The following is a 22,238-nucleotide window of genomic DNA, read 5'->3' as shown; positions in this document are numbered from 1 at the left end:
CCCGTACCGTCCTTCCCGCTGTCTGGAGATGTACATGCACGACGAACGCCGGCGCATCGAGGAGCGCGTCCAGCGCCTCCACGACCAGCGCGTCAAGGCCGCCATCTACGCTGCCGCCGTGCCCTTCGAGGTGGAGGCCTGGCAGGCGCCGGGGGAGCCCGTCCCCTTCGAGGAGGCCGCGGCCGCACCGTACGAGCCCTTCACGATGGACACCCCGTGGGGCCCGCCCTGGGGCACCACCTGGTTCCGGATGCGCGGGCGGGTGCCCGAGGAGTGGGCGGGCCGGCGCGTCGAGGCCGTCATCGACCTCGGCTTCGTCGGCGACTGGCCCGGCAACCAGGCCGAGGCCCTCGTCCACCGCACGGACGGCACCCCGCTGAAGGCGGTCAACCCGCTCAACCAGTACGTGCCGATCGCCAACCCCGCCACCGGCGGCGAACGGATCGACTACCTCGTCGAGGCGGCCTCCAACCCGGACATCCTCGCCGACGACTTCTCCAGGACCACCCCGATGGGCGACGTCCGTACCGCGGGCGACAAGCCGCTCTACACCTTCCGGCGGGCCGACCTCGCGATCCTCGACGAGGAGGTCTGGCACCTCGACCTGGACCTCCAGGTGCTGCGCGAGCTGATGCTGGAGCTGGGCGAGCACGACCCCCGCCGGCACGAGATCACCCACGCCCTGGACCGGGCGCTGGACCTGCTGGACCTCGACGACGTCTCCGGCTCGGCGGCCGGCGTACGGGCCGCGCTGCGGCCCGCGCTGGCCAGGCCCGCCAACGCCAGCGCCCACATCGTCTCCGGCGTCGGCCACGCGCACATCGACTCCGCCTGGCTGTGGCCGATCCGCGAGACCAAGCGCAAGACGTCCCGCACCTTCTCGAACGTCACCTCGCTCGCCGACGAGTACGAGGACTTCGTCTTCGCCTGCTCACAGGCCCAGCAGTACGAGTGGGTGCGCGACAACCACCCGAAGATCTGGGCCCGCATCCAGGAGTCGGTCAAGAAGGGCCAGTGGGCGCCGGTCGGTGGCATGTGGGTCGAGGCCGACGGCAACCTGCCCGGCGGCGAGGCCGTCGCCCGCCAGCTCATCCACGGCAAGCGGTTCTTCATCGAGCACTTCGGCGTCGAGACCAAGGGCGTGTGGCTGCCCGACTCCTTCGGCTACACCGCGTCCTATCCGCAGCTCGCCAAGCTGGCCGGCAACGAGTGGTTCCTCACCCAGAAGATCTCCTGGAACCAGACCAACAAGTTCCCCCACCACACCTTCTGGTGGGAGGGAATCGACGGCACACGGATCTTCACGCACTTCCCGCCCATCGACACCTACAACGCCAGTTTCCACGGCGAGGAGATGGCCCTCGCCTCGCGCAACTACCAGGAGAAGGGCGTCGCCAGGCGCTCGCTGGCCCCCTTCGGCCACGGCGACGGAGGCGGCGGCCCCACGCGCGAGATCATGGAACGGGCCCGCCGGCTGGCCGACCTGGAGGGCTCGCCGAAGGTCGTCGTCGAACACCCCGACGCCTTCTTCGCCAAGGCCCGCGAGGAGTACCCGGACGCCCCCGTCTGGGTCGGCGAGCTCTACCTGGAGCTGCACCGCGCCACCTACACCTCGCAGGCCCGCACCAAGCAGGGCAACCGCCGCAGCGAACACAAGCTCCGCGAGGCGGAGTTGTGGGCCACGACGGCCGCGCTGCACGCCCCCGGGTACGCCTATCCGCACGAGAAGCTCGACCGGCTCTGGAAGACGGTCCTGCTCCACCAGTTCCACGACATCCTGCCGGGCTCCTCCATCGCCTGGGTGCACCGCGAGGCGGAGGCCGAGTACGCGCGCGTCGCCGAGGAGGTCGAGGAGCTGACCGCCGAGGCGGTCACCGCGCTCGGCACGGGCGGCCCCCGCGTCTTCAACACGAGCCCTGTCGAGCGCCGCGAGGTCGTACGGACGGCCGACGGCACCCTGGCCCACACCGTCGTCCCGGCGAACGGCAGCGCGCCCCTCGGCACCGGCACCGGCACCGGCACCGGCGGGGCGCCCGCTCCGGTGACGGTCACCGGCCGCGTCCTCGACAACGGCCTGGTCCGCGTCGAGGTCGCCGAGGACGGCACCCTGGCCTCCGTGCGCGACCTGCGCGCCGGCGGCCGCGAGGTCCTGGCGGAGCGGGGCAACCTGCTCCGGCTGCACACGGACCTGCCGAACCACTGGGACGCCTGGGACGTCGACAAGCACTACCGGAACCGCTACACGGACCTGCTGGACGCCGAGTCCGTGACGGTCGTCGAGCAGGACCCGCTGCTCGGCGCGATCCGGGTCGAGCGCTCCTTCGGCAACGGCTCGCGCATCACCCAGACGATCAGCCTGCGCGCCGGCAGCGCCCGTATCGACGTCGGGACGGACATCGACTGGCACGAGGCCGAGAAGTTCCTCAAGGCGGGCTTCCCGGTGGACATCCGGGCGGCCCACTCGTCCGCGGAGATCGCGTTCGGCCACATCCAGCGGCCCACGCACACCAACACCAGCTGGGAGTCGGCCCGCTTCGAGGTCTCCGGCCACCGCTGGGTCCACCTGGGCGAGCCCGGCTACGGCGTCGCCGTCATCAACGACTCCACCTACGGCCACGACGTCTCCCGCACGGTCCGCGAGGACGGGGGCACGACGACCACGGTCCGGCTCAGCCTGGTCCGCGCCCCGCGCATCCCGGACCCGGGGGCCGACCAGGGCAGGCACCGCTTCACCTACGCGCTGCTGCCGGGCGCGAGCATCGAGGACGCGGTCGCCGAGGGCTACGCGCTCAACCTGCCGCTGCGGGTGGCCGATTCGGCGGGCACACCCGAACCGGTCGTCTCCGTGGACGGCGAGGGCGTGACCGTCGAGGCGGTCAAGATCGCCGACGACGCCTCGGGCGATGTCGTCGTGCGCGTCTACGAGTCCCGCGGCGGCCGTGCGCAGGGCACCCTGCGCACGAGCTTCCCGCTGGCCGGCGCACAGCTCACCGACCTCCTGGAGCGCCCGCTGGCGACGGCCGGCACGAACGGGAACAGCGTCGCCGTCACCCTGCGCCCCTTCGAGATCCAGACGCTGCGGCTGGCGGTGGGGAAGCGGTAGGAGGCGCTGTGGGCGCGCTGCAGGAGGCGTTGAATTGACCCATGGATCCGGGTGGCGAATGCCCCATGTCACCGGTCACCCGGCTCCGTAGGGTCGTACTCATGACGACGAACGAGCAGCACGAGATGCCGCACACGACGGAGTTCGCTCCGGTCCTCACCCGCGCCGCCGAGGCGGAGACGACGAGCGACCCCAGCAGCGTGATGACGCTGTTCGCGGACTCCGGCACCACGGGCGGGCGGCTGACCTGCTACCGGTCCACGTTCGCGGCGGGCGCGCCCGGCGCCCCCGCCCACCTGCACACGAAGGCGTCGGAGCTGTTCTTCGTGATCGGCGGATCGCTGCAGGTGCTGCTGGGTGAGGAGATCACCGTCCTCGAAGCCGGCGACTTCCTCGTCGTGCCGCCACACACCCCCCATGCCTTCGCGGCCGCGCCGGGCGCGACGGCGGACGTGCTGTTCGTGTTCACGCCCGGCGCCGGACGCTTCGACTATCTGCGGCTGCTCGGGCGGGTGATGCGCGGCGAGGCCGATCCGCAGGAGATCAGGGACTCCTCCGAGCGGTTCGACAACCACTACGTCGACAGCCCGGTGTGGCGCGAGGCCCTCTCGGCCCGCAGCTGAGACGCACGGGCCCGGCACCGCCGAGGTGCCGGGCCCGTGCGTTCGCACGAGGCGATCAGCCGCGTCGATCCGGACGGCCGGGGGGCGGCGGCCGGACCGTCGGGGGTCAGACCGTCAGGGGACTGTCCGACGTTTGTGCGAGGTGCGTGGCTTGCGCCGAACGGGTGGCCTCGGCGCTCGGCGCGCCCGCGGCGGCGTCCGGGGCCGGCACCGGGGCGGACAGGTCCGGGTCGAGGTCCGTGTGGAGCGGCGTCGACGACGGACGTACCGCGCGGGGCCCGGAGACCACCGCGTAGTCCTGGCCGAGGAACGGCGGGACGAGCTCGCCGGGCTCCTCGCCGAGCGCGAGGCGCACGGCGGCCCACGGAGCGTTGATCCCGCACTGCGAGAGCTGGTGCAGACCGCCCGCCGGGCGGGTGTTGACGTCCATGAGGACCGGCTCGTCGCCGAGCATCCGGAACTGGATGTTGGTCAGGTAGTGCAGCCCGAAGCCCTCCGCGAGGACCCGCGCCGGCTCGGTCCACCGCGGGTCGAGCGTGAAGCCGCGCCGCCGCCCGTTCTTGGTACGGCCCACGGCCATCCGCACCCGCCCGTCCGGACCGGTGAGGCAGTCCACGGACACCTCCGGCTCGCCCAGCAGGGGCATCACCAGCCAGTCCACGGGTTCGTCGGCCCCCCGCAGTGCCTGCAGGACCAGGTCCAGCGGCATGTACGGGCTGGGGAAACCGCTCAGGTGCATGAGCGAGAAGGGGGTGCGCGTGATGATGCGGAAACCGACGCCGCCGGCTCCCGAGGCCGGCTTGAAGCACGCCTTGTGGCCCGCCGCCTCCAGCTCGTCCACCGCCGCGATCAGCTCGTCCGCGGTACGGACCCGCCACCACGGCGGAACGGGCACACCGAGCTCCCTGACGGCCTCGTACGCGACGACCTTGTCCTGGAAGGTGTGCACGGCCGCGGCGGGCGGCGCGAGCAGCGCGGTGCCCGCCGCCGCGAAGTCCTCGCGGTGCTCGGCGAGGGCAGCCTGGTGCAGGACGGGCACGAACACGTCGATCGCGTGCCGGGCGCACTGGTCGAGCGCGTACTCGACGTAGGCGGCCGGGGACAGGCCCGTCGGCTCCATCGCGGCGGTGTCCGCGGCGGCCAGGATGGGGGAGTCCGGATCACCGTGGGTCGCGTGGATCTCGACGGCGCGACCGCACGGATTTCGCCGCAGCTGATCCATGAAGAACACGTTCTCCGCATACGTGCGATTGAGCCAGACGCGTACGCGAGAGACCATGCAAGCCGCCTTTCAGGGTTCACGGGCAGGACGAAGCAGGCCGTGCCCGGCCAAGATGTGGAGTGGGTACACAAAACCGCCGTTCGAAAACGGGGGATCGTGGCGGTTGTGTATGGCCGATCATAGGGCTTCCTGAGGGATGGTGCTGCTACGGGCGTGTTACGGAATGGCCGGACGGGCCCGTGGGACCTCCCGCGACAGGCCGGAACCCGTGCGCCGCCGCGCCCCCTTACGGCCCCCTATCCGCGGCATCGGCCCTTGTACCGCGGAGCGCACATGTGTTCTTGTGGTCGTATTCGGGCGGCCGGAGGGCCTGCCGGACCGGCGAGGGGGCGCGAGGGTGACGACGGCTGACCGTCAGGGCCGGCTGCTGGCGATCAGCGACCTGCACATCGGACATGCGGAGAACCGCGCACTCGTCGAGGAGATGCGCCCCGAGACCGACGACGACTGGCTCCTGGTGGCCGGAGACGTCGCGGAGACGGTGGCCGACATCCGCTGGGCCCTCGGGACCCTCGCCGGCCGCTTCCGCAAGGTGGTCTGGGCGCCCGGCAACCACGAGCTGTGGACCCACCCCAAGGACACCGTCACGCTGCGCGGGGTGGCCCGCTACGAGCACCTCGTGGAGGTCTGCCGGGAGCTGGGCGTGCTCACCCCGGAGGACCCGTACCCCGTGTGGGAGGGCCCCGACGGGCCGGTCGCCGTGGCCCCGCTCTTCCTCGGCTACGACTACTCGTACCTGCCCGCGGGCTGCACGACCAAGGAGGCGGGCCTCGCGTACGCCCACGGGACCGGCATCGTCTGCACGGACGAGCACGTGCTGCACCCCGACCCGTACCCCAGCCGCGAGGCCTGGTGCCGGGCCCGGGTGGCCGAGACCGCGCGCAGGCTCGACGCGATACCCGCGGAGCTGCCCACGGTCCTCGTCAACCACTACCCGCTGGACCGGCACCCCACGGAGATCCTCTGGTACCCGGAGTTTGCCATGTGGTGCGGCACGACCCTCACCGCGGACTGGCACCGCACCTACCGCGTGGCCGCCATGGTCTACGGCCACCTGCACATCCCCCGCACCACCTGGCGCGACGGCGTCCGCTTCGAAGAGGTGTCGGTGGGTTACCCCCGTGAGTGGCGCAAGCGCCCGGAGCCCCCGGGCCGGCTGCGCCGCATTCTGCCGATGGAGGTCGGACCCGGTGATCGAGGAGCTGCTCCCGGAGTCGGTCGTGGCCGTGGAGGCACACGCTGACGACCACCCGGCGGGCGCCCACGGCGCGACGCCGTACCCCGAGCTGTATCCCGAGGAAGCGGCGCTGATCGCGCGCGCGGTCCACAAGCGCCGCCGGGAGTTCACCGTGGTGCGCGGCTGCGCGAGGCGTGCCATGGAGAAGCTCGGCGTGCCCCCGCAGGCCGTCCTGCCCGGTGAGCGGGGAGCCCCGCAGTGGCCCGCCGGGCTGATCGGCAGCATGACGCACTGCGACGGCTACGCGGCCGCCGCGCTGGCCCGCGCCGCCGACCTGGCCTCGCTCGGCATCGACGCCGAGCCCCACGCGCCGCTCCCGGACGACGTGCTGCCGTCGGTGGCGCTGCCCGGCGAGACGCGGCGGCTGCGCGACCTCGCCGGGGAGCACCCCCGGGTCCACTGGGACCGGCTCCTGTTCAGCGCCAAGGAATCGGTCTACAAGGCGTGGTTCCCCCTCACCGGGAAGTGGCTCGACTTCGCCGAGGCGGACATCGAGGTCTTCACGGATCCCGGACACACCACGTCCGGCGGCCTGCGCGCCGTACTCCTCGTGCCCGGTCCGGTGGTGGACGGCCGTCGCGTCGACCGCTTCGACGGACGGTGGACGGTGAGCCGGGGACTCGTGGCGACCTCGGTGACCGTGCCGCGCGGACGGGACTGAGCGCGGCGCGGGTCGGCCCCGCGCTCCCGGCCCGGGGACGGCGGTGACCCGTCACATCTTCGGGCACCAGGTGTGCAGCAGCCGGAAGAACGCCTCCTCGTTGCCCGCGAGCCCCGCCGCGGCCAGTGCCTGCTCCGCCTCCGCGAGGGCGGCGGGCGGCACGACGGCCGGCCGGCCCGGACCGGGCGGTCCGTCCATCGTGGCCCGTACGGTCTGCAGCAGGCGAAGATAGGCCTGTACGGCGGTGCGTTCGTGATCGGTCAGTACGGCGGTCGGCATCGGACGGCCCTCCCGGTTCGGCTCGGCTGCGGCTCTTCGGCCGCTTCTTCCGCGGTCGCCACGCCGCCGCACAGCGGTGGCGCTGGGTCCAGCTTGCCGTCCACCACTGACAACGCCCTTTCCGCACGGTTCGTTCACCCGCCCGGCGAAGCGGGAGAACCGGAGAAATCCCTGTTCAGGAGGGGGCCGCGGAGGAACAGGCCCTAATGGGCCCGCTCCGGGAAGTCGTCCTGCGGTCTGGGCGCGGGCAGGTCGCGGGCGATCGCGACGAGGGGCGAGCGGCGCAGCGCGCAGGACATCCGCACGAGGTCGCGGGGACCCTCGGCCGCGGCCGTCCGCGCGCGGTCGACGACCCGGCCCTCCGGGTCGGCGGCCCGGGCCCGCACGGCCGCCGCCACCATCGCCGCGTCGGCCTCGGCGAGGGCCTCGGCGGGGTCCGAGCCCGCCGCCAGCGCCGCGTCACGCGCCCGCGCCCGCAGCACGGCGTCGAAGTAGGGGGACAGGCTCAGCAGGCCGTCGTGGATGTCCGACTCCCGCTGCGTGACCCGCAGCCCGGCCGGCGACCACCAGGACATCCGCACCGCGCGGTCCGCGTACGGCCGCACCGGCCCTAGTTCGCGCCAGAGCGGGCCGAGCCGGTGGTACGCCGTCCAGGCCGCCCACGTGTCGGCGGCCCGCTGGCAGGCCAGCGGGAGGCAGAAGCCGACCGCGCTGATCTGCGCGCCGGCCGAGGCGAGCACCGGGGCCACGTCGGAGCTGAGGTAGTCGAGGTTCCCGCCGTTCCAGCGCGCGACCACCGCGGCGGTCTTGGCGCTCAGATAGGCGATGTTGCACACGTAGCCCGCCACGATGATCAGCAGCCCGGCCCGCAGCCGGCCGTGGACCTGCAGGGCCCAGCGACCGCACATCACGTTCATCGCGACGCCCGCCACGGCCAGCGCGCCGAGGTAGAGCACGATCATCTCGCGGACGAACGGCTCACCGGCGTAGTACGTGTCGAAGTCCCGCAGCCGCTCGACGGGGGTGTCGCCGAGGGCGAACAGCACGACGAGCGCCACGATGACGACGCCGTACCCGGTGATCCAGCGCCACGACGTCCGCCGGGTCACCTCCGGCGGCCCGCCGCGCCAGTTGACGATCAGCACCAGACAGGCCGCGCTGAACGCGCTCAGCAGGCAGTAGACGAGCGGCGCGGAGACGTTCGTGACACCGACGAGGTCGTTCACCTCGGCGATGGTCGGCGGTGCCGCGAAGAAGAACACCAGCCCCGTCAGCGCCATCAGCCAGCACACCGACCGCAGCAGCGGATCACGCCACGAGCGCAGCAGCGAGGGGCCCTTGACGGCCAGCGCGGCCGCCATGGCGACGGCGGGCAGGTAGTAACTGGACCCGTCCACGGTGCGCCGGCGCCGTCAGCCCTGCGGCCCGCGATAGCCCAGGGACGCCTCGATCCGGCCCGCGAGCCCCTCACGCCGTACCGGCCCGCGCGGCGCCGGGCCGGCCAGCCATCCCCGGCACCTGCTCGCCAGCAGCAGGCCGAAGCTCTCGGCGTCCTTCTCGTCGGCCAGGTCGAACCGGGTGCGCGCCGCCACCTTCAGCACGGTCGCCCGCAGGTCGGCACCGTCCGACAGCAGCCGGGCGGCGACCTCGGCGCCCGCCACGTGGTGGCCGTGGTGGCCCGCGCTCATGTGCCACAGCTCGTGGCCCAGGATCACCAGCTGGTGGTCGGGCGCGGTGCGCTCCTCGATGACCACGAGGTCCTGTTCCGCCATGTCGAGCCAGAGCCCGCTGGCGGTGCCGGGCGGGAAGGGGGCCGTGCGGAACCGGACGGGGCGGCCCCGCCGTCTGCTCATGGCCGCGCACAGCGCCGCGTACAGCTCCCGGGGCTCCGCCGGCACCGGCAGCGAGAGTTCGTCGACCAGCTCGCCGCACAGGCGGCGCATATGCCTTCCGATGCCCACCGCAGTCCCCCGGATCACGACTCTGGCCGCTTGACGCTCTCCAGGAGCATGTCCAGCCACTCGGCGACCTTGTCCCGGTGCTGGTCGGTGGGGAGCTGCGCGGCCCGCCAGGCGATGCCGCGGACCCCGTGGTCCTGCAGCAGCCGCTCCAGCTGGTCGGGCGCGGCTGCCGGGTTCGATCCGCGCTCCCGGTCGGCGAGCCGCTGGAGCAGGTCCTGCTCGGTGCGCTGCAGGGCACCGGCGAGCGCCTCGGGGTCCTCGGCGGTCAGGAAGCCGGCGTGCACCCGGAAGAAGCGCTGGATGGCGTCGCAGTGCTCCATCGTCGGGCGCCGGTCGCCGTTGATGAGCGCGCCCGCCTGCTGGCGCGACATGCCCGCGCCGTCGGCGATCTCCTGCTGGGTGTACCGGCGCCCGTTGGGCTTCAGCCGGGTACGGCGCAGCAGGTCCAGGCGCTGCAGGAAACGCGCCTGGAGGTCGGGTTCGCCCGCGGTCCGCCCGTTCAGCAGGGACCGGACCACGACCTCGGGGACACCCGACGCGGCGGACAGCCTGCGGACGTCGAACACCTCGCCGTGCGGTGCGCCGAGCCGGTCCGCGAGACCGGCGACCCGGGCCACGACGGCCGGCAGCAGACCCGTCGCCGTGGCGCCCGGAACCTCGAAGCCATCCGTCACCGAACAGTTCTCCTACGTCTTGATCGACCGACCGCTGTGGGGGGAGCCGCATCCCCCGGACGTGAAGTCCCTGTGGGGGATCCGTGCAGCGCAGCGTGAACTGCCCGAAGACCGGAGAGTAGCCCTTGGTCGAACGCACATCCAGGTGTCGCCACAACTGTGGCGGGATTCAGCCGTCAACAGGCGCCGAATGCCACGATAGTTGACACCGCTCCGACCGGGGTAGCAGGATCACGACGCCGCGTGAAGCCCGCATAGGCAAGAGGGGTGGACCTCCCGATGGCGTACCAGGCAGGAGGGCCCCGGCCGCAGCCGCGGCCCGTTCCCGAGAGTCTCGAGGCCCAGGCGTACCTCCAGGACTACGCGGTGCTTCTGGACGCCGTTCCCTTCCCGTCCGTCGTCGTCGACCACCGCTGGGACGTCGTCCTCGCCAACGGTGCGTTCGAGACACTTTTCCGCGGGGTCGGCCCGCACCCCACCGCCATGCCCGGCGACAACTTCCTGCGGTTCGTGCTGTTCCATCCGGACGCGGGCACGGTTCTCGCCGAGCACGAGTCGAGCTGGTGCCTGCCGATGCTGGCGCACTTCGCCGCCGCCGTGGAGCGGCACGGCCACGACCACGGACTCCAGTCGATCCTGCGGGACATCGCCCAGGACCCGATCATGGACGCCGCCTACCGGCACGGCCTGCCGCACTGGATCCGCTCGGTCGGCCCGGACGCCGTCGAGCACGACGGCGCGGTACGCCCGCTGCTGCACCCGGACCCGCGGTGGGGGAGCACCTGCCGGATCATCGGCGAGACCCCCAAGTCCCTGCACGACATGGGGTACACGCGGCTGACGCTGGTCCTGCGCGAGGCCCGCCGCCCGACGCCCGCGACGCGCCGGACGAACCGGCCGGGCCGCGGACGGCGGGCGGCGAACCACCTCAGCGTGGTGCCCGCCACCGAGGTGTGAGGACCTCCGCCGGCGGCCGGTGACACGTGTGTGCCCTCACCGCCGCGGAGGCGTGTCCTCGGGTTCCTTCACCGGCCGGCCGGTGGGCGTCCCGCGTTTCGCCGCCTGGATCTGCTCGTACACCTGGGTGCGCAGTTCGGCGAAGCGCGGGGCCACTCGGGTGTGCAACTGGTCCCGGTCGGCGGGCAGGTCGACCTCCAGCCGCTCCTGCACGACGGTCGGCGAGGAGGACAGGACCAGCACCCGCTCGCCCAGGTAGACGGCCTCGTCGATGTCGTGCGTCACGAACAGGATCGTGATGCCCCGCTGCCGCCACAGCCCCCGCACCAGATCCTCCAGATCGGCACGGGTCTGGGCGTCGACCGCCGCGAACGGCTCGTCCATGAGCAGCACCCGGGGCTCGTACGCCAGGGCGCGGGCGATCGCCACCCGCTGCTGCATGCCGCCGGACAGCTGCCACGGGTACGCGCCCGCGGCGTCCGTGAGCCCGACGGACGCCAGCGCGTCGGCGACGAGCCCACGCCTCCTCGCACCGTCCAGCTTCTTGTGCCTGAGCGGAAGTTCGACGTTCTCGCGCACCCGCATCCAGGGGAACAGGCTGCGCCCGTACTCCTGGAGGACGACGGCCATGTCCGGCGGCGGCCCGGTCACCCGCCGGCCCCCGATCAGCACCTCGCCCGCCGTGGGCGTGAGCAGCCCGCCCACGCACTTCAGCAGCGTCGTCTTGCCGCAGCCCGACGGCCCGACCAGACACACCAGTTCACCGGCGTCCACCGTGAAGGTGAGGTCGCGCACCGCCTCCACCCGCCGGCCCGATCCCTCGTAGACCTTCCGCAGACCGCGTACGTCGAGCATGGACCGTCCTTTCGCGAGGTTCACGACGACCGCCGGGACGCGTCGCGCAGACCGTGGTACCAGCCGAGCGCGCGCCGCTCGGCCAGCCGGAAGAGGACCGACAGGACGAACCCGAGCAGACCGAGCAGCAGGATCCCGGTCCACATCTCGGGGATGGCGAAGCCGCGCTGGAACTGGACGACGGTGAAGCCGAGCCCGTTGCTGGCGGCGAACATCTCGCTGATGACCATCAGGATGATGCCGACGGACAGAGCCTGGCGCAGCCCCGCGAAGATCTGCGGGCTCGCCGCGGGCAGCACCAGGTGCCGCAGCCGTGCCACGCCCGTGATGCCGTAGGAGCGGGCCGTCTCGGACATCACGGAGTCCACCGCCCGTACGCCCTCGACGGTGTTGAGCAGGACCGGCCAGACGCAGCCGCTCGCGATCACCACGATCTTCATCGTGTCGCCGATGCCCGCGAACAGCATGATGACCGGCACGAGCACGGGCGGCGGCACCGCGCGCAGGAACTCCAGCACCGGTTCGCACACCGCCCGCACCCGCCGGTACGAACCGATGACCGTGCCCAGCGCCACCCCCGCGACGGCCGCGCACGCGTAACCGGCCGTCAGCCGCACGAGGCTCGGCAGGATGTCCCCACGCAGCCGCTCGCCGGTCCAGACGTCCGGGAACGTGGTGAGGATCGTGCGCAGCGGCGGCCAGTACACGTCCGTGCTGTCGTTTGACGCGGACCACCACGCCACGACGAGCACGGCGGGCAGCGCGACGACGAGGAACAGCCGCAGCAGGAGGTACCGCACCCGTGCGCTCACACCGCCACCTCTCCGCGCACGGACTGGTGCCAGGACAGCGCCCGCCGTTCGACGGTCCGCGCCCCCACGTTGATCAGCAGCCCGAGCAGACCGGTGACCACGACCAGCGCGTACATCTCCGGTACCGCCTGGGAGGTCTGGGCGACGGCGATGCGCGCACCCAGCCCCGGTGCGCCGATCACGAGTTCGGCCGTGACCGTGAGGATCAGCGCCACCGCGGCGGCCAGCCTCACCCCCGTCATGACGTACGGCAGGGCGGTGGGCCACAGCACGTGGCGCACCCGCGCCCAGGTGCCCAGGCCGTACGAGCGGGCGGTCTCCTCGGCGACCGGGTCGACGTCCTGGACGCCGTACATGACCTGGACGAGGACCTGCCAGAACGACGCGTAGACCACCAGCAGGAGCACCGAGCGCAGTTCGGTGCCGTACAGCAGCACCGCGAGCGGGATCAGCGCGACCGACGGGATCGGGCGCAGGAACTCGATCGTCGACGCGGTCGCCTCGCGGAGGTAGGGCGTGACCGAGATCAGGACACCCGCGGCGACGCCCGCGACGACGGCGATCGAGAGCCCGATCGCCCAGCCGGTGAGGGTGTCCCCGAGCGCGGTCCAGAACGCCTCGTCGGACAGTTCGCCGGCGAGCGCGCCGGTGATGCGGCTGGTCGGCGGGAAGTGGTCCTCGTCCACCGGGCCGAGCCGGGGCACCGCCTCGCCGAGGGCGAGGAAGGCCGCGAGCCCGGCCGCGCCCAGCAGGGCGTCGGCTCCTCTCACGGCAGCAGCTTGTCCAGGTCCGGCGCCTTCTCGAACAGGCCGTCCTGCCGGCCCAGTTCGGCCAGCCGCTCGATGGAGGGACGGTCCGGCTCGGCGGGCCACCGGGGCAGGACCAGCGACTTCACCAGGGGCTGCGGGATCTTCGTGTAGGTGCTGATGATCTTACGGACCTCCGCCGGGTGGCTGTCGGCGTACTCCAGGGACTCGGCGGTCGCCTCCTGGAACTTCTTCACCGTCTCCGGGTTCTTGCGCGTGTACTGCTGGGAGGTGAAGTACATGGCCACGGTGAGGTCGGGCGACACGTCGTAGAAGAGCGACGCGATGGAGGTGCCGCCCTCGGCCTTGATGCTGGCGAGCGCGGGTTCCACGACACAGGCCGCGTCCACCCGGCCGCCCTCCAGAGCGGCCGGCATCTGGTCGAACGGCATCTCCACGAACTTCACCTTCGACGGGTCGCCGCCGTCCTTGCGGACCGACTCCCTGGTCGAGGTGTCGCAGATGTTGTTGAGCGTGTTGGCGGCGACCTTCTTGCCCTCCACGTCCTTGGCGGACTTCAGGGGGCTGCCCTTCCTGACGGCGAGCTCCGCGAAGTCGGCGCCCTCCTCGCCGGTGGAGGCCACACCGTTCACCACCGCCTTGACCGGCACGTTCTTCGACTGGGCGGTCAGCAGCGACGTCATGTTGCTGAAGCCGAAGTCGAACTGGCCGGAGACGACACCGGGCACGATGGCCGCGCCGCCCTGCGCGCTGGTGAGCGACAGCTCGATGCCGCGCTCGCTGTAGAAGCCCTTCTTCTGGCCCAGGTACAGCGGGGCGACGTCGATGATGGGGATGACGCCCACCTTCACCGTGACGGTGTCCCCGCCCCCGGACGCCTTGCCCTTGTCGTCGTCCGACCCGGAGGAGTCGGACGAACCGCAGGCCGTCGCGGCGACCAGGGCGGTGCCGGTCACCAAGCCGATGAGCAGACGACGCATGACTCCCCCTAGTGGGACAGTTCTTCGACAGGCTGTGCGCAGACCGCACAGAAGTGCTCAGCGGGAACGTAGAACGGGGGTGTGGAACAGGTCAATGCCCTTGACGCGCACGGTCGTTGACAGTTGCCGAAGTGTGCTCCTAGCGTGCGCAGAGCGCACCCCCGTGCGTCCCGTGCGTGCGTCCCGTGGAGGCGATGATGCCTGCTGGAACCCGCGAACCGCATTTCGTGCGCTCCTTCGAGCGCGGTCTCGCGGTCATCCGCGCCTTCGACGCCGACCATCCGGAACTCACGCTCAGCGAGGTGGCGCGGGTCACCGACCTGACCCGCGCGGCGGCCCGCCGCTTCCTGCTGACACTCTTCGACCTGGGGTACGTGGAGACGGACGGGCGGATGTTCCGGCTCACCCCGCGCGTCCTGGAACTCGGATACTCGTACCTGTCCGGTGTCACCCTGCCGGAGATCGCCGAGCCGCACCTGGAGCAACTCGTCGCGCGGATCAGGGAGTCGTCGTCCCTGTGCGTCCTCGACGGCGACGACGTCGTGTACGTCGCCCGCGTGCCGACGCACCGCATCATGACCGCGACGATCACCGTCGGGACCCGTTTCCCGGCCCATGTCACCTCGGTCGGCCGGGTGCTGCTCGCGCAGCTTCCCGACGAGGAGATCACCGTGCGCCTGGCGCGCGCGGACCTGCGGCCCCTGACGGCCCGCACGATCGGCTCCGCCGACCTGCTCCGCGCCGAGCTGCGCCGGGTGCGCCGTCAGGGGTACGCGATCGTCGACCAGGAACTGGAGGAGGGGCTGCGCTCGGTCGCCGTCCCGGTGCGCGACCGGGACGGCGAGGCGGTGGCGGCGGTCAACGTCCCCGTGCACGCCAGCCGCAACTCGGTGGAGTCCGTACGCCGTGACCTGCTGCCCCACCTGCTGGCCACGGTCGCCCGGATCGAGGCGGACCTGCGGATCACAGGCCGAGCACGAGGCGCTTCCCGCGGCACCGGGACACACAGATGAACATCGTGTCGCCGGCCGCCCGCTCCTCGTCCGTGAGCACCGAGTCCCGGTGGTCCGGGACGCCCTCCAGGACGTCCGTCTCGCAGGTCCCGCAGGTGCCCTCGGTGCAGGAGTACAGCGCGTCGACGCCGGCGGCCAGCACGGTGTCGAGCACGGACGCGTCCGCGGGGACGGTGAGCGTCCGCCCCGAGCGCCGCAGGACGACCTCGAACTCCGTGTCCTCGCCCGCTTCCCGGACGCCCGGTCCCCGGACGGCGGGCCCGACGGGACTGAAGCGCTCGACGTGCAGGGAACCCGCGGGCCATCCGGCGCACCGCTCCGCCACGGCGTCCAGCAGCGGCGCGGGACCGCAGCAGTAGACGAGCGTGTCCGGCGCGGGGGAGACCGGCACGCAGGCGAGGTCGAGCAGCCCGAACTCGTCCTGCGGGACGACGCGCACCCGGTCCCCGTACCGCTCCAGCTCCGCCCGGAACGCCATGGTCCGCCGGGTCCGCCCGCCGTAGAGCAGCGTCCAGTCCGCGCCCGCCGCCTCGGCCGCGGCCAGCATCGGCAGGAGCGGGGTGATGCCGATGCCGCCCGCGACGAACCGGTAGCGGGGCGAGGGCAGCAGGGCGAAGTGGTTGCGCGGACCGCGCACACGGACCCTGTCACCGGCCGTCAGCCGGTCGTGCACCTGGGCGGATCCGCCGCGTCCGCCGGGTTCGCGCAGCACCGCGACGCGCCACGCGTGCCGGTCGGCCGGATCGCCGCACAACGAGTACTGCCGTTCCAGGCCCGGCCCCAGGACGACGTCGACATGGGCGCCGGGTTCCCAGCCGGGAAGTTCCCCGCCCAGCGGATGGCGCAGGGTGAGGGCGAGCACGCCGTCGGCCACCGGCTCCCGGCGGTCGACGACGAGTTCGGCCTCGTACGCGTACGTGGTCATGAGCCCTTTCCTCGGGGCGTGTGTCCTTCGGGGTGGGCGAGCATCCACTCCCACATCTCGACCGGGTCCTCGGCGGCGTGCTCGGCCCCGCAGTGGCAGGTGCCGAGCAGCACGTCCGTGCCGGGCAGCCAGTCGACGCGGTAGACCTCACTCCTCTGGCCGGTCACCGGACCCTCTCCACCGGCCCGGCGCCCTCCTCGACCAGCCGGGCCAGGATGCGGCGGGCGGCCAGACCACCGGTGTCGATGTTGATGCTCAGCTCCTGGTACCCGGCGCGCTCCGTGCCGAGGGCGCGCTGCAGCAGGGTGAGCGCGTCGACGTCCTGCATCACGACGGTGTGGTTGTTGGCCCGCAGGAACTCGGTCACCTCGGCGTCGTCCGTCGCCCAGTCGCGTGACACCATCCAGAAGTCGTACACCCTGCCGTCAACGGACGGCGTGATGGCGTACGTGATCTCCGTGTGGAAGCCGTCCGGATCGCTGCCGTCCGGCTCGGGCACGACACCGGCCGGCGCGATCCGGCTGTGCAGCAGGTACAGGCACGGCGCGTGGTACTCGATGTCCTGCCAGCGGGTGATCCGCCCCTCGATACCGGTCGACTTCGCGTAGAAGGGCGGGCACTCGGCGTCGTCCATGCGCCGGCTGACCCGTACGACGCCGGCGCCCTCGTCCACCTCGGTGGTGATCGGCGTCTCGGCGACCTCGGGTGTGCCGATGTAGCCGCCGTGCAGGTAGGTCTCGTGGGACAGGTCGAGGAGGTTGTCGACGAGGAGGCCGTAGTCGGCGTCGATCGGCTCCATCCCGCCGACGGTGACCCAGCCGGGGGAGCCGAGGTGGGGGGCGCGCGGAATCGTCCCCGGGTCGGCGAGGGCGGGATCACCGATCCACACCCAGACGAGCGCGTCCTGCTCGACCACGGGGTACGCGGCCACGCGGGCGGTGCGGGGAATGCGTTTCTGCCCGGGTACGTACACACAGGCGCCCGTGGTGTCGTACGTGAAGCCGTGGTACCCGCAGACGATCCGGTCACCGTCGAGCCCGCTCGCCGACAACGGATACCGCCGGTGCACACACCGGTCGTGCAGGGCCACGGGCCGCCCGTCGCCCTCGGTCCGGTAGAGGACGAGCGGCTCCCCGAGCACGGTCCGCCCGAGCAGTTCCCGCCCCACTTCGTGCGCGTGGGCGACGACGTACCACTGGTTCCTGGCGAAGGCGGTGGTGTGCGGCATGGCGTTCGGCTCCCGTCCCTGGGTCGTGGCGACATCGTCGGGAAGGGCTCCGGGGATACGCAACAGGCCTTCCGCGGTACGGAAGGCCTACCGCTCAGGGCGCGTGTGTGGCGAAGGGGCCGACGCCGGACGAGTCCGCCCTTCGCGCCGGTCGACGACCCGGCAGGTCTGCCGGCCACCTGCACCGACACCGGTTCGGCCGAGGTCTTCCGCGACGAGGACAGTGACTGCGCCACCCTGTTCCCGCACGCGCGCATCCCGGCCGGGGCCCGCCGGACCCGCACCGAACGGCTCGTGGCGGTGCGCGTTCAGGCCGCGAGGATCGGGTCCTCCGGGAGGGACTCCTGCGGGACCTCCCGGGGGGCCTGCGCCCCCGGGAGCTTGGCCGCCGCCAGGATCTCGTCCGCCGCCGCGATCGCGTCGGTGATCGCGGACGTTCCCGTCATCACGCACAGCGTGTACGAGACGTCCGCCAGCTCCTGCTCCCATGCCGCGTCGGACGCGTGCGCGAGGGCGATACGGGCGCTCGCGTAGCGGGCGAGCAGAGTTCTCACGGAGCGCGGATCCGGCTTCAACACGACCACAGATTCCTCCCAGGCACTCATCGGTGTCGTCCGTGTGCCCCCGTAACGTCCCTTCATGCCGAACTCGTGCTCGGTTCGTGGCCGGCCCGTGCGCGGTCCGGTCCCCGGGGCGGGGTCAGCTCTCGACCGCGACCCGTACGCTCCTGATCTCCGTGTCCGCCGCGTCCGGTACGACCATGCCCGCGTCGACGCCGGTGCGCAGGTAGCGCAGGACCTCGGTGTTCAGGCGCTCCCCGGGCAGCGCGGCGGGGATGCCGGGCGGGTACGGCGTGAGCATCTCCGCGGTGATCCGGCCGGCCGCCTTCTCCCAGGGGACCTGTTCGGTCGGCCCGAAGAACGCGTCGCGCGGGAGCGCGACCTGCTCCAGCCGCAGCTGTTCGGGGTCCGGGATCTCGACCCTCTCCGCGGGCCGCAGCTCGTGCGCGTGCGCGGCGACGTCGCGCAGGGCCGTCAGGAGGGTCTTCGCGGACTCCTCGTCGTCGGCATGGGTCAGCTGGGCGCTGATGCGGCGGTGGTCGGACAGGTGCAGGTTGATCCGGTGGTGCTCGCGCAGCCAGTCGGCCGCCCGGTAGCCCGTCGTGCCCAGCGAGGTGATGTCGACGATGACCTGGAGGGGGTCCATGTCCGACGCGAGGCCCGTCCCGCAGAAGTCGCCCCGGCCGTGCACGTGCATGCCCTCGATGCCCGCGATCCGGTCCCGTACGGACGCGGCCAGGGCCAGCGCGTCGTCGTACAGGGCGTGCCCGTGCTCGACCATCTGCCGGCGCCATCCGTCCAGGGCCGCGTAGACGAGCACGGAGGGGCTCGTCGTGCCGAGCAGGTCCGCACGGCTCTTGAGCACCTCGGGGTCGACCAGGTCGCCCTGGAGGTGGAAGACCGACCCCTGTTCGAGGCCCGAGCCCATCTTGTGCACCGAGGTCACACAGACGTCGGCCCCGGCGTCCATGGCCCAGGTCGGCAGGTCCGGGTGGAACGGCAGGTGGGCGCCCCAGGCCTCGTCCACGATGAGCGGCTTGCCGCGCTCGTGGCAGACCCGCGCGACGGCGGCCAGGTCGGAACAGGTGCCGTACGGCGTGGGCGTGGTGACGAGCGCGCCCTTCGCGTCCGGGTGTTCGTCGAAGGCCGCCTCGAACGCCTCCGCGGACGGCGGGTGCGCCAGGTGCAGCCGGGAGTCCCACTGCGGCGCGACCCAGACGGGCCGGATGCCCGAAAGGATGAGACCCGACACCACCGCCTTGTGCGCGTCACGCCCCACCAGCAGTTTCTCGTGCGGCCCGGCCACCGACAGCATGGCGGCCTTGACCGACAGGGAACTGCCGCAGGTCGAGAAGAAGGTGTGCTCGGCCCCGACGGCGTCCGCCATGAGGGCCTGTGCCTTCTCCAGGACGCCATGGGAGGACGTCCGGTCGTCCAGCCCGCTGGTCGCCAGGACGTCCGAACGGAAGACCGCGTCCCCGAGCACCGCGCGGACCCGGGGATCGGCGCCCCGCCCCTGCTTGTGGCCCGGCGGGGTGAAGGGGGTCTGCCCCTCGGCGTGGTAGGCCGCCAGGGCTTCGAGCACCGGCGCTTTCGAGTGGTCCATGTGTCTCGACTGCCCTCGCCCCGGGGGAGGGAAACGACGTGCCGTCCCAGGTGCGGCCGTGCGGATGAACGGACTCCGGGCCCGCGCCGCCGGAGCCGCGCGTCGCTACAGTCCCGCGGCCGCCTTCTCCCGCAGGCACCGCCACGCCCGCTCCGCGACCTCCGGGGTGAGCAGGACGTCCGCCGCCGTACAGGCCAGCGCCCGTGCCGCGGCGAGCATGGCGACGCGCCCCCGTTCACCGGCGGCGGCCTCGGCGAACTGCGGGGTGTGGTCGCTGCCGGACTCGTCCATGATCGCGACGAAGGGATGGATGGCGGGCACCCGCGTACTGACGTTGCCGATGTCGGAGGAGCCGAGGTAGACACCCGGTTCGGGTTCCCGCGCGGAGAGGCCGGCTCGCGCGAGGTGCTCCGCGAACCGGCCGGACAGCACGTCGTTGTCGCGGAAGTGCTCGTACCCGGCCGTGACCCGGGCCGTGTCGGCCCGGGTCCCCGTCGAGCGCGCGACGCCCTCGGCGCAGCGCGCCAGCTCGGCCTCCAGGTCGTCGAGCGCCGCCGTGGTGCCGCCGCGCAGCCCGAACAGGCCCTCGGCGAACGCCGGCACGATGTTGGTGGCCGTGCCGCCCTCCGTCACGATGCCCTGGACATGCGATCCGGGCGGCAGGCGCCGGCCCAGCACGGCGAGTGTGTTGAACAGCTGGATGAGCGCCGCCAGCGCGTCGATGCCCTCGGTCGGGCTGCCCGTCGGGTGCGCGGCACGGCCGTGGAACCCCACCCGGACCTGGCGCTGCGCGGTCAGCGGCGCCCACGTCCAGGTGTGCACGCCCGGATGGAACATCAGGGCCGCGTCGACCCCTTCGAAGACCCCCGCGTCGGTGAGCGTCACCTTGCCGCCGCCGTCCTCCTCGGCGGGGGTGCCGACCGCGAGGAGCGTGCCGTCCAGCCGCTCCAGCGCCCCGCGCAGCGCCAGGGCCGCGCCGAGACCCGCCGCGGCGATCAGGTTGTGCCCGCAGGCGTGCCCGAGGTCCGGCAGCGCGTCGTACTCCATCAGCAGCGCGACGCAGGGCCCGCCGCCCTCACCCGTCCGGGCGGTGAACGCCGTGGGCAGGCCCGCCACACCGCGCTCGACGAGGAAGCCCTCCCGCTCGAAGTGCCCGGTCAGCAGCTCCACCGCCCGGTGCTCCCGGAAGGCGAGCTCCGGCGAGCGGTGCAGTTCCAGGGCGACCTCCCAGAGCAGGCCGGCCCGGGCGGTCACCTCCCGTCCGATACGGGCGTACGCGACGTCGGGTGTGATCGGCATGCCGGCCCCCAGCGAGCTCGAACGTTCAGTTCCCGGACTCGCCCGACCCCGGTTCGGCCATCTTCCGGTGCGCCTGGGACTTGGCCGCGTCGGGCAGCACCTTGTTGGCCAGGCCCTGTGCCTTGGTCTTGACGGAGCCCGCGACGAGCTTGTCCTTGCCGGAGAAGAGCGCGTCGAGGCCCTGCCGGGCGACCTGGGCCGGGTCGTCCTTGTCCTGCTGTCCGATCTTCGTGTCGTCCATGTCGGCACGGTGGAAGAAGTCGGTCTCGGTCGGCCCGGGCATCAGCGAGGTCAGGGTGACGCGGGTGTCCTTGAGCTCGTTCTGCAGGGCCTCGGTGAAGGACTGCAGGAACGACTTCGAGGCGTTGTAGACCGCCTGGAAGGAGCCGGGCATCGTCGAGGCGATGGAGGAGGTGATCAGGATGCGGCCCGCGTCCCGGACGACCATGTCCCGTACGACGCGCTTGGCCAGGTGCACCGTCGAGCGGACGTTGAGGTCGATGATCTCCAGTTCGTCCGCCAGGTCGGTGTCGGCGAACGCGCCGCCGCGTCCCACCCCGGCGTTCAGGGCGACGACCTCCAGCGGCCGGCCCAGCGTCGAGGCCGCCGCGAAGAGGGCCTCGGTGTCCTCGTAGACGCGCAGGTCGGCCTGGACCACCTCCACCTCGGCACCCGCCGCGCGGATCCGCCGGGCCGCGTCCTGGAGCCGTACGGAGTCCTCGGCGTTGACCACGAGGTCGTAACCGCGCTCGGCCAACTGCCTGGCCAGTTCGAAACCGATGCCGCTGGAGGCGCCCGTGACGAGGGCCAGCGGCTTGTCGTTGCTCATGCGGATCTCACTCCCGGCGTGAATTCGGTGCGACTCGTCCTCAGCGGCCCAGTGCCTTGCTGAGCTGCTGCTTGTTCATCGACGACCGGCCCTCGATGTTCTTCTTCCTGGCCTCCGCGTACAGCTGGTCCCGGGTCGGCCCCTCGGAGCCGCTGTGCGAGCGCTGCCCGCCCCGCTGGGAGGAGGACTTCGGGTCGCGGGTCGACGTCCTGCTCGACGTCTTCGACTCCCCCGAGCGGGCGCGTTCCTTGTTGACCGTCCGGGCGGCGATCTCCTCCGCGCGCTTCTCGGAGGTGCCGCGCTTCTCGGCGCCCTCCTTGATGTGCTCGTACTGACGCTCGCGCTTGGGGCTGGATCCTGAGGGCACGGCACTCTCCTTCTCGTCAGCGGGTCGACGGGCCACCACGGCCCGCAGCACCTACGGGTACCCCTACCTCACTCGCAAAACCGGCGGTCCGCCACGCGGGGGCGTCCCGACAGGGGACCGGCGCCTCCTGCGGCGGCCGGCATCTCACGTACCGCTGTGTTTCACACGGGAGCCACGCGACCCTTCCCTGACGTTCGTTGCGCTTGGAACACTCCTGTGG

At 72.4% G+C, this 22,238-nt stretch carries 23 protein-coding genes and 1 pseudogene; 7 read left to right on the top strand and 17 right to left on the bottom strand.

The genetic code is table 11. From position 1 onward, the window contains the following. The first annotated feature begins 34 nt into the window (after positions 1–34). Together QFZ75_RS06940 and QFZ75_RS06935 are read left to right on the top strand one after the other, a co-directional pair. Complete coding sequence (locus QFZ75_RS06940) at positions 35–3,103, top strand: glycoside hydrolase family 38 C-terminal domain-containing protein (RefSeq protein WP_307534723.1); 3,069 nt, start codon at positions 35–37, stop codon at positions 3,101–3,103. Positions 3,104–3,204: 101 nt separating this feature from the next. Then, positions 3,205–3,726: a cupin domain-containing protein gene (locus QFZ75_RS06935; RefSeq protein WP_307534721.1), complete on the top strand. Its 522-nt coding sequence runs from the start codon at positions 3,205–3,207 to the stop codon at positions 3,724–3,726. 106 nt (positions 3,727–3,832) lie between these two features. Here the strand turns inward: QFZ75_RS06935 and QFZ75_RS06930 are convergent, their stop codons facing one another. Beyond that, positions 3,833–5,005, bottom strand: coding sequence for an ATP-grasp domain-containing protein (locus tag QFZ75_RS06930; protein WP_307534719.1), 1,173 nt, complete (start codon positions 5,003–5,005; stop codon positions 3,833–3,835). 340 nt (positions 5,006–5,345) lie between these two features. Here QFZ75_RS06930 and QFZ75_RS06925 point away from each other — a divergent pair, with 340 nt between their 5' ends. Together QFZ75_RS06925 and QFZ75_RS06920 are read left to right on the top strand one after the other, a co-directional pair. Continuing rightward, positions 5,346–6,251 (top strand): metallophosphoesterase, encoded by a 906-nt coding sequence (locus QFZ75_RS06925; protein WP_307534718.1) that lies wholly within the window; start codon positions 5,346–5,348, stop codon positions 6,249–6,251. After that, positions 6,199–6,906 (top strand): 4'-phosphopantetheinyl transferase, encoded by a 708-nt coding sequence (locus QFZ75_RS06920; protein WP_307534715.1) that lies wholly within the window; start codon positions 6,199–6,201, stop codon positions 6,904–6,906. The genes QFZ75_RS06925 and QFZ75_RS06920 overlap by 53 nt, the downstream gene beginning before the upstream one ends. A gap of 51 nt (positions 6,907–6,957) precedes the next feature. Here the strand turns inward: QFZ75_RS06920 and QFZ75_RS06915 are convergent, their stop codons facing one another. The 4 genes from QFZ75_RS06915 to QFZ75_RS06900 all read right to left on the bottom strand — a co-directional run bounded on the left by QFZ75_RS06915 (position 6,958) and on the right by QFZ75_RS06900 (position 9,820). Continuing rightward, on the bottom strand, positions 6,958–7,185 hold the full coding sequence (locus QFZ75_RS06915) for a hypothetical protein (RefSeq protein WP_307534714.1): 228 nt from the start codon (positions 7,183–7,185) through the stop codon (positions 6,958–6,960). Between the two features lie 203 nt (positions 7,186–7,388). Beyond that, complete coding sequence (locus QFZ75_RS06910; protein ID WP_307534713.1) at positions 7,389–8,582, bottom strand: MAB_1171c family putative transporter; 1,194 nt, start codon at positions 8,580–8,582, stop codon at positions 7,389–7,391. A 15-nt stretch (positions 8,583–8,597) separates the two neighbouring features. Beyond that, on the bottom strand, positions 8,598–9,128 hold the full coding sequence (locus tag QFZ75_RS06905; RefSeq protein WP_307534711.1) for a toxin-antitoxin system, toxin component: 531 nt from the start codon (positions 9,126–9,128) through the stop codon (positions 8,598–8,600). Between the two features lie 32 nt (positions 9,129–9,160). After that, positions 9,161–9,820: a helix-turn-helix transcriptional regulator gene (locus QFZ75_RS06900; protein WP_307534709.1), complete on the bottom strand. Its 660-nt coding sequence runs from the start codon at positions 9,818–9,820 to the stop codon at positions 9,161–9,163. A 279-nt stretch (positions 9,821–10,099) separates the two neighbouring features. Here QFZ75_RS06900 and QFZ75_RS06895 point away from each other — a divergent pair, with 279 nt between their 5' ends. Continuing rightward, positions 10,100–10,777: a hypothetical protein gene (locus QFZ75_RS06895; RefSeq protein WP_307534707.1), complete on the top strand. Its 678-nt coding sequence runs from the start codon at positions 10,100–10,102 to the stop codon at positions 10,775–10,777. A gap of 36 nt (positions 10,778–10,813) precedes the next feature. Here QFZ75_RS06895 and QFZ75_RS06890 read toward each other — a convergent pair whose 3' ends face one another. Genes QFZ75_RS06890 through QFZ75_RS06875 form a run of 4 tightly spaced genes read right to left on the bottom strand, consistent with a single transcriptional unit; the run spans position 10,814 to position 14,191 of the window. Further along, the gene (locus tag QFZ75_RS06890; protein WP_307534705.1) at positions 10,814–11,632 is read right to left on the bottom strand and encodes an ABC transporter ATP-binding protein; all 819 of its coding nucleotides are present in this window, start codon (positions 11,630–11,632) and stop codon (positions 10,814–10,816) included. A 20-nt stretch (positions 11,633–11,652) separates the two neighbouring features. Then, on the bottom strand, positions 11,653–12,432 hold the full coding sequence (locus QFZ75_RS06885) for an ABC transporter permease (protein WP_307544261.1): 780 nt from the start codon (positions 12,430–12,432) through the stop codon (positions 11,653–11,655). Between the two features lie 8 nt (positions 12,433–12,440). Then, positions 12,441–13,214, bottom strand: a complete 774-nt coding sequence (locus QFZ75_RS06880) for an ABC transporter permease (RefSeq protein ID WP_307534703.1) — start codon at positions 13,212–13,214, stop codon at positions 12,441–12,443. Further along, the gene (locus tag QFZ75_RS06875; protein ID WP_307534701.1) at positions 13,211–14,191 is read right to left on the bottom strand and encodes an ABC transporter substrate-binding protein; all 981 of its coding nucleotides are present in this window, start codon (positions 14,189–14,191) and stop codon (positions 13,211–13,213) included. The genes QFZ75_RS06880 and QFZ75_RS06875 overlap by 4 nt, the downstream gene beginning before the upstream one ends. A gap of 197 nt (positions 14,192–14,388) precedes the next feature. Between QFZ75_RS06875 and QFZ75_RS06870 the strand changes: the two genes are divergently transcribed. After that, on the top strand, positions 14,389–15,204 hold the full coding sequence (locus QFZ75_RS06870) for an IclR family transcriptional regulator C-terminal domain-containing protein (RefSeq protein ID WP_307544259.1): 816 nt from the start codon (positions 14,389–14,391) through the stop codon (positions 15,202–15,204). Here the strand turns inward: QFZ75_RS06870 and QFZ75_RS06865 are convergent. Genes QFZ75_RS06865 through QFZ75_RS06855 form a run of 3 tightly spaced genes read right to left on the bottom strand, consistent with a single transcriptional unit; the run spans position 15,155 to position 17,357 of the window. After that, on the bottom strand, positions 15,155–16,129 hold the full coding sequence (locus tag QFZ75_RS06865; RefSeq protein WP_307534699.1) for a PDR/VanB family oxidoreductase: 975 nt from the start codon (positions 16,127–16,129) through the stop codon (positions 15,155–15,157). The two genes, QFZ75_RS06870 and QFZ75_RS06865, sit on opposite strands and share 50 nt — an antisense overlap. Further along, positions 16,126–16,296, bottom strand: coding sequence for a hypothetical protein (locus QFZ75_RS06860; RefSeq protein ID WP_307534697.1), 171 nt, complete (start codon positions 16,294–16,296; stop codon positions 16,126–16,128). Before QFZ75_RS06860 ends, QFZ75_RS06865 begins: the two co-directional genes overlap by 4 nt. Continuing rightward, entirely contained in the window at positions 16,293–17,357 is a 1,065-nt protein-coding gene (locus QFZ75_RS06855) for an aromatic ring-hydroxylating dioxygenase subunit alpha (RefSeq protein WP_307534696.1), read from the bottom strand. Before QFZ75_RS06855 ends, QFZ75_RS06860 begins: the two co-directional genes overlap by 4 nt. Positions 17,358–17,501: 144 nt before the next feature. On the opposite strand from QFZ75_RS06855, the pseudogene QFZ75_RS41075 reads away from it, so the two are divergent. Continuing rightward, positions 17,502–17,651: pseudogene (locus QFZ75_RS41075) on the top strand (alpha/beta hydrolase); the annotation flags it as partial. A 14-nt stretch (positions 17,652–17,665) separates the two neighbouring features. Here the strand turns inward: QFZ75_RS41075 and QFZ75_RS06850 are convergent. From QFZ75_RS06850 to QFZ75_RS06830, 5 genes are all read right to left on the bottom strand, one after another. Further along, positions 17,666–17,962 (bottom strand): DUF5133 domain-containing protein, encoded by a 297-nt coding sequence (locus tag QFZ75_RS06850; RefSeq protein ID WP_307534695.1) that lies wholly within the window; start codon positions 17,960–17,962, stop codon positions 17,666–17,668. A gap of 94 nt (positions 17,963–18,056) precedes the next feature. Then, a complete protein-coding gene (locus tag QFZ75_RS06845) occupies positions 18,057–19,523 on the bottom strand; it encodes an aminotransferase class I/II-fold pyridoxal phosphate-dependent enzyme (RefSeq protein WP_307534694.1) in 1,467 nt (488 codons plus the stop codon). A gap of 105 nt (positions 19,524–19,628) precedes the next feature. Then, on the bottom strand, positions 19,629–20,822 hold the full coding sequence (locus QFZ75_RS06840; RefSeq protein ID WP_307534693.1) for an amidohydrolase: 1,194 nt from the start codon (positions 20,820–20,822) through the stop codon (positions 19,629–19,631). 25 nt (positions 20,823–20,847) lie between these two features. Next, complete coding sequence (locus QFZ75_RS06835) at positions 20,848–21,651, bottom strand: SDR family oxidoreductase (protein WP_307534692.1); 804 nt, start codon at positions 21,649–21,651, stop codon at positions 20,848–20,850. A 40-nt stretch (positions 21,652–21,691) separates the two neighbouring features. Then, positions 21,692–22,018 (bottom strand): plasmid stabilization protein, encoded by a 327-nt coding sequence (locus QFZ75_RS06830; protein WP_307534690.1) that lies wholly within the window; start codon positions 22,016–22,018, stop codon positions 21,692–21,694. Positions 22,019–22,238: the final 220 nt, after the last annotated feature.

It is taken from the genome of Streptomyces sp. V3I8, assembly GCF_030817535.1.
GTDB lineage: Bacteria > Actinomycetota > Actinomycetes > Streptomycetales > Streptomycetaceae > Streptomyces.
The sequence above is the reverse complement of the archived record's forward strand: the minus strand, read 5'-3'. Positions and strand labels throughout refer to the sequence as shown.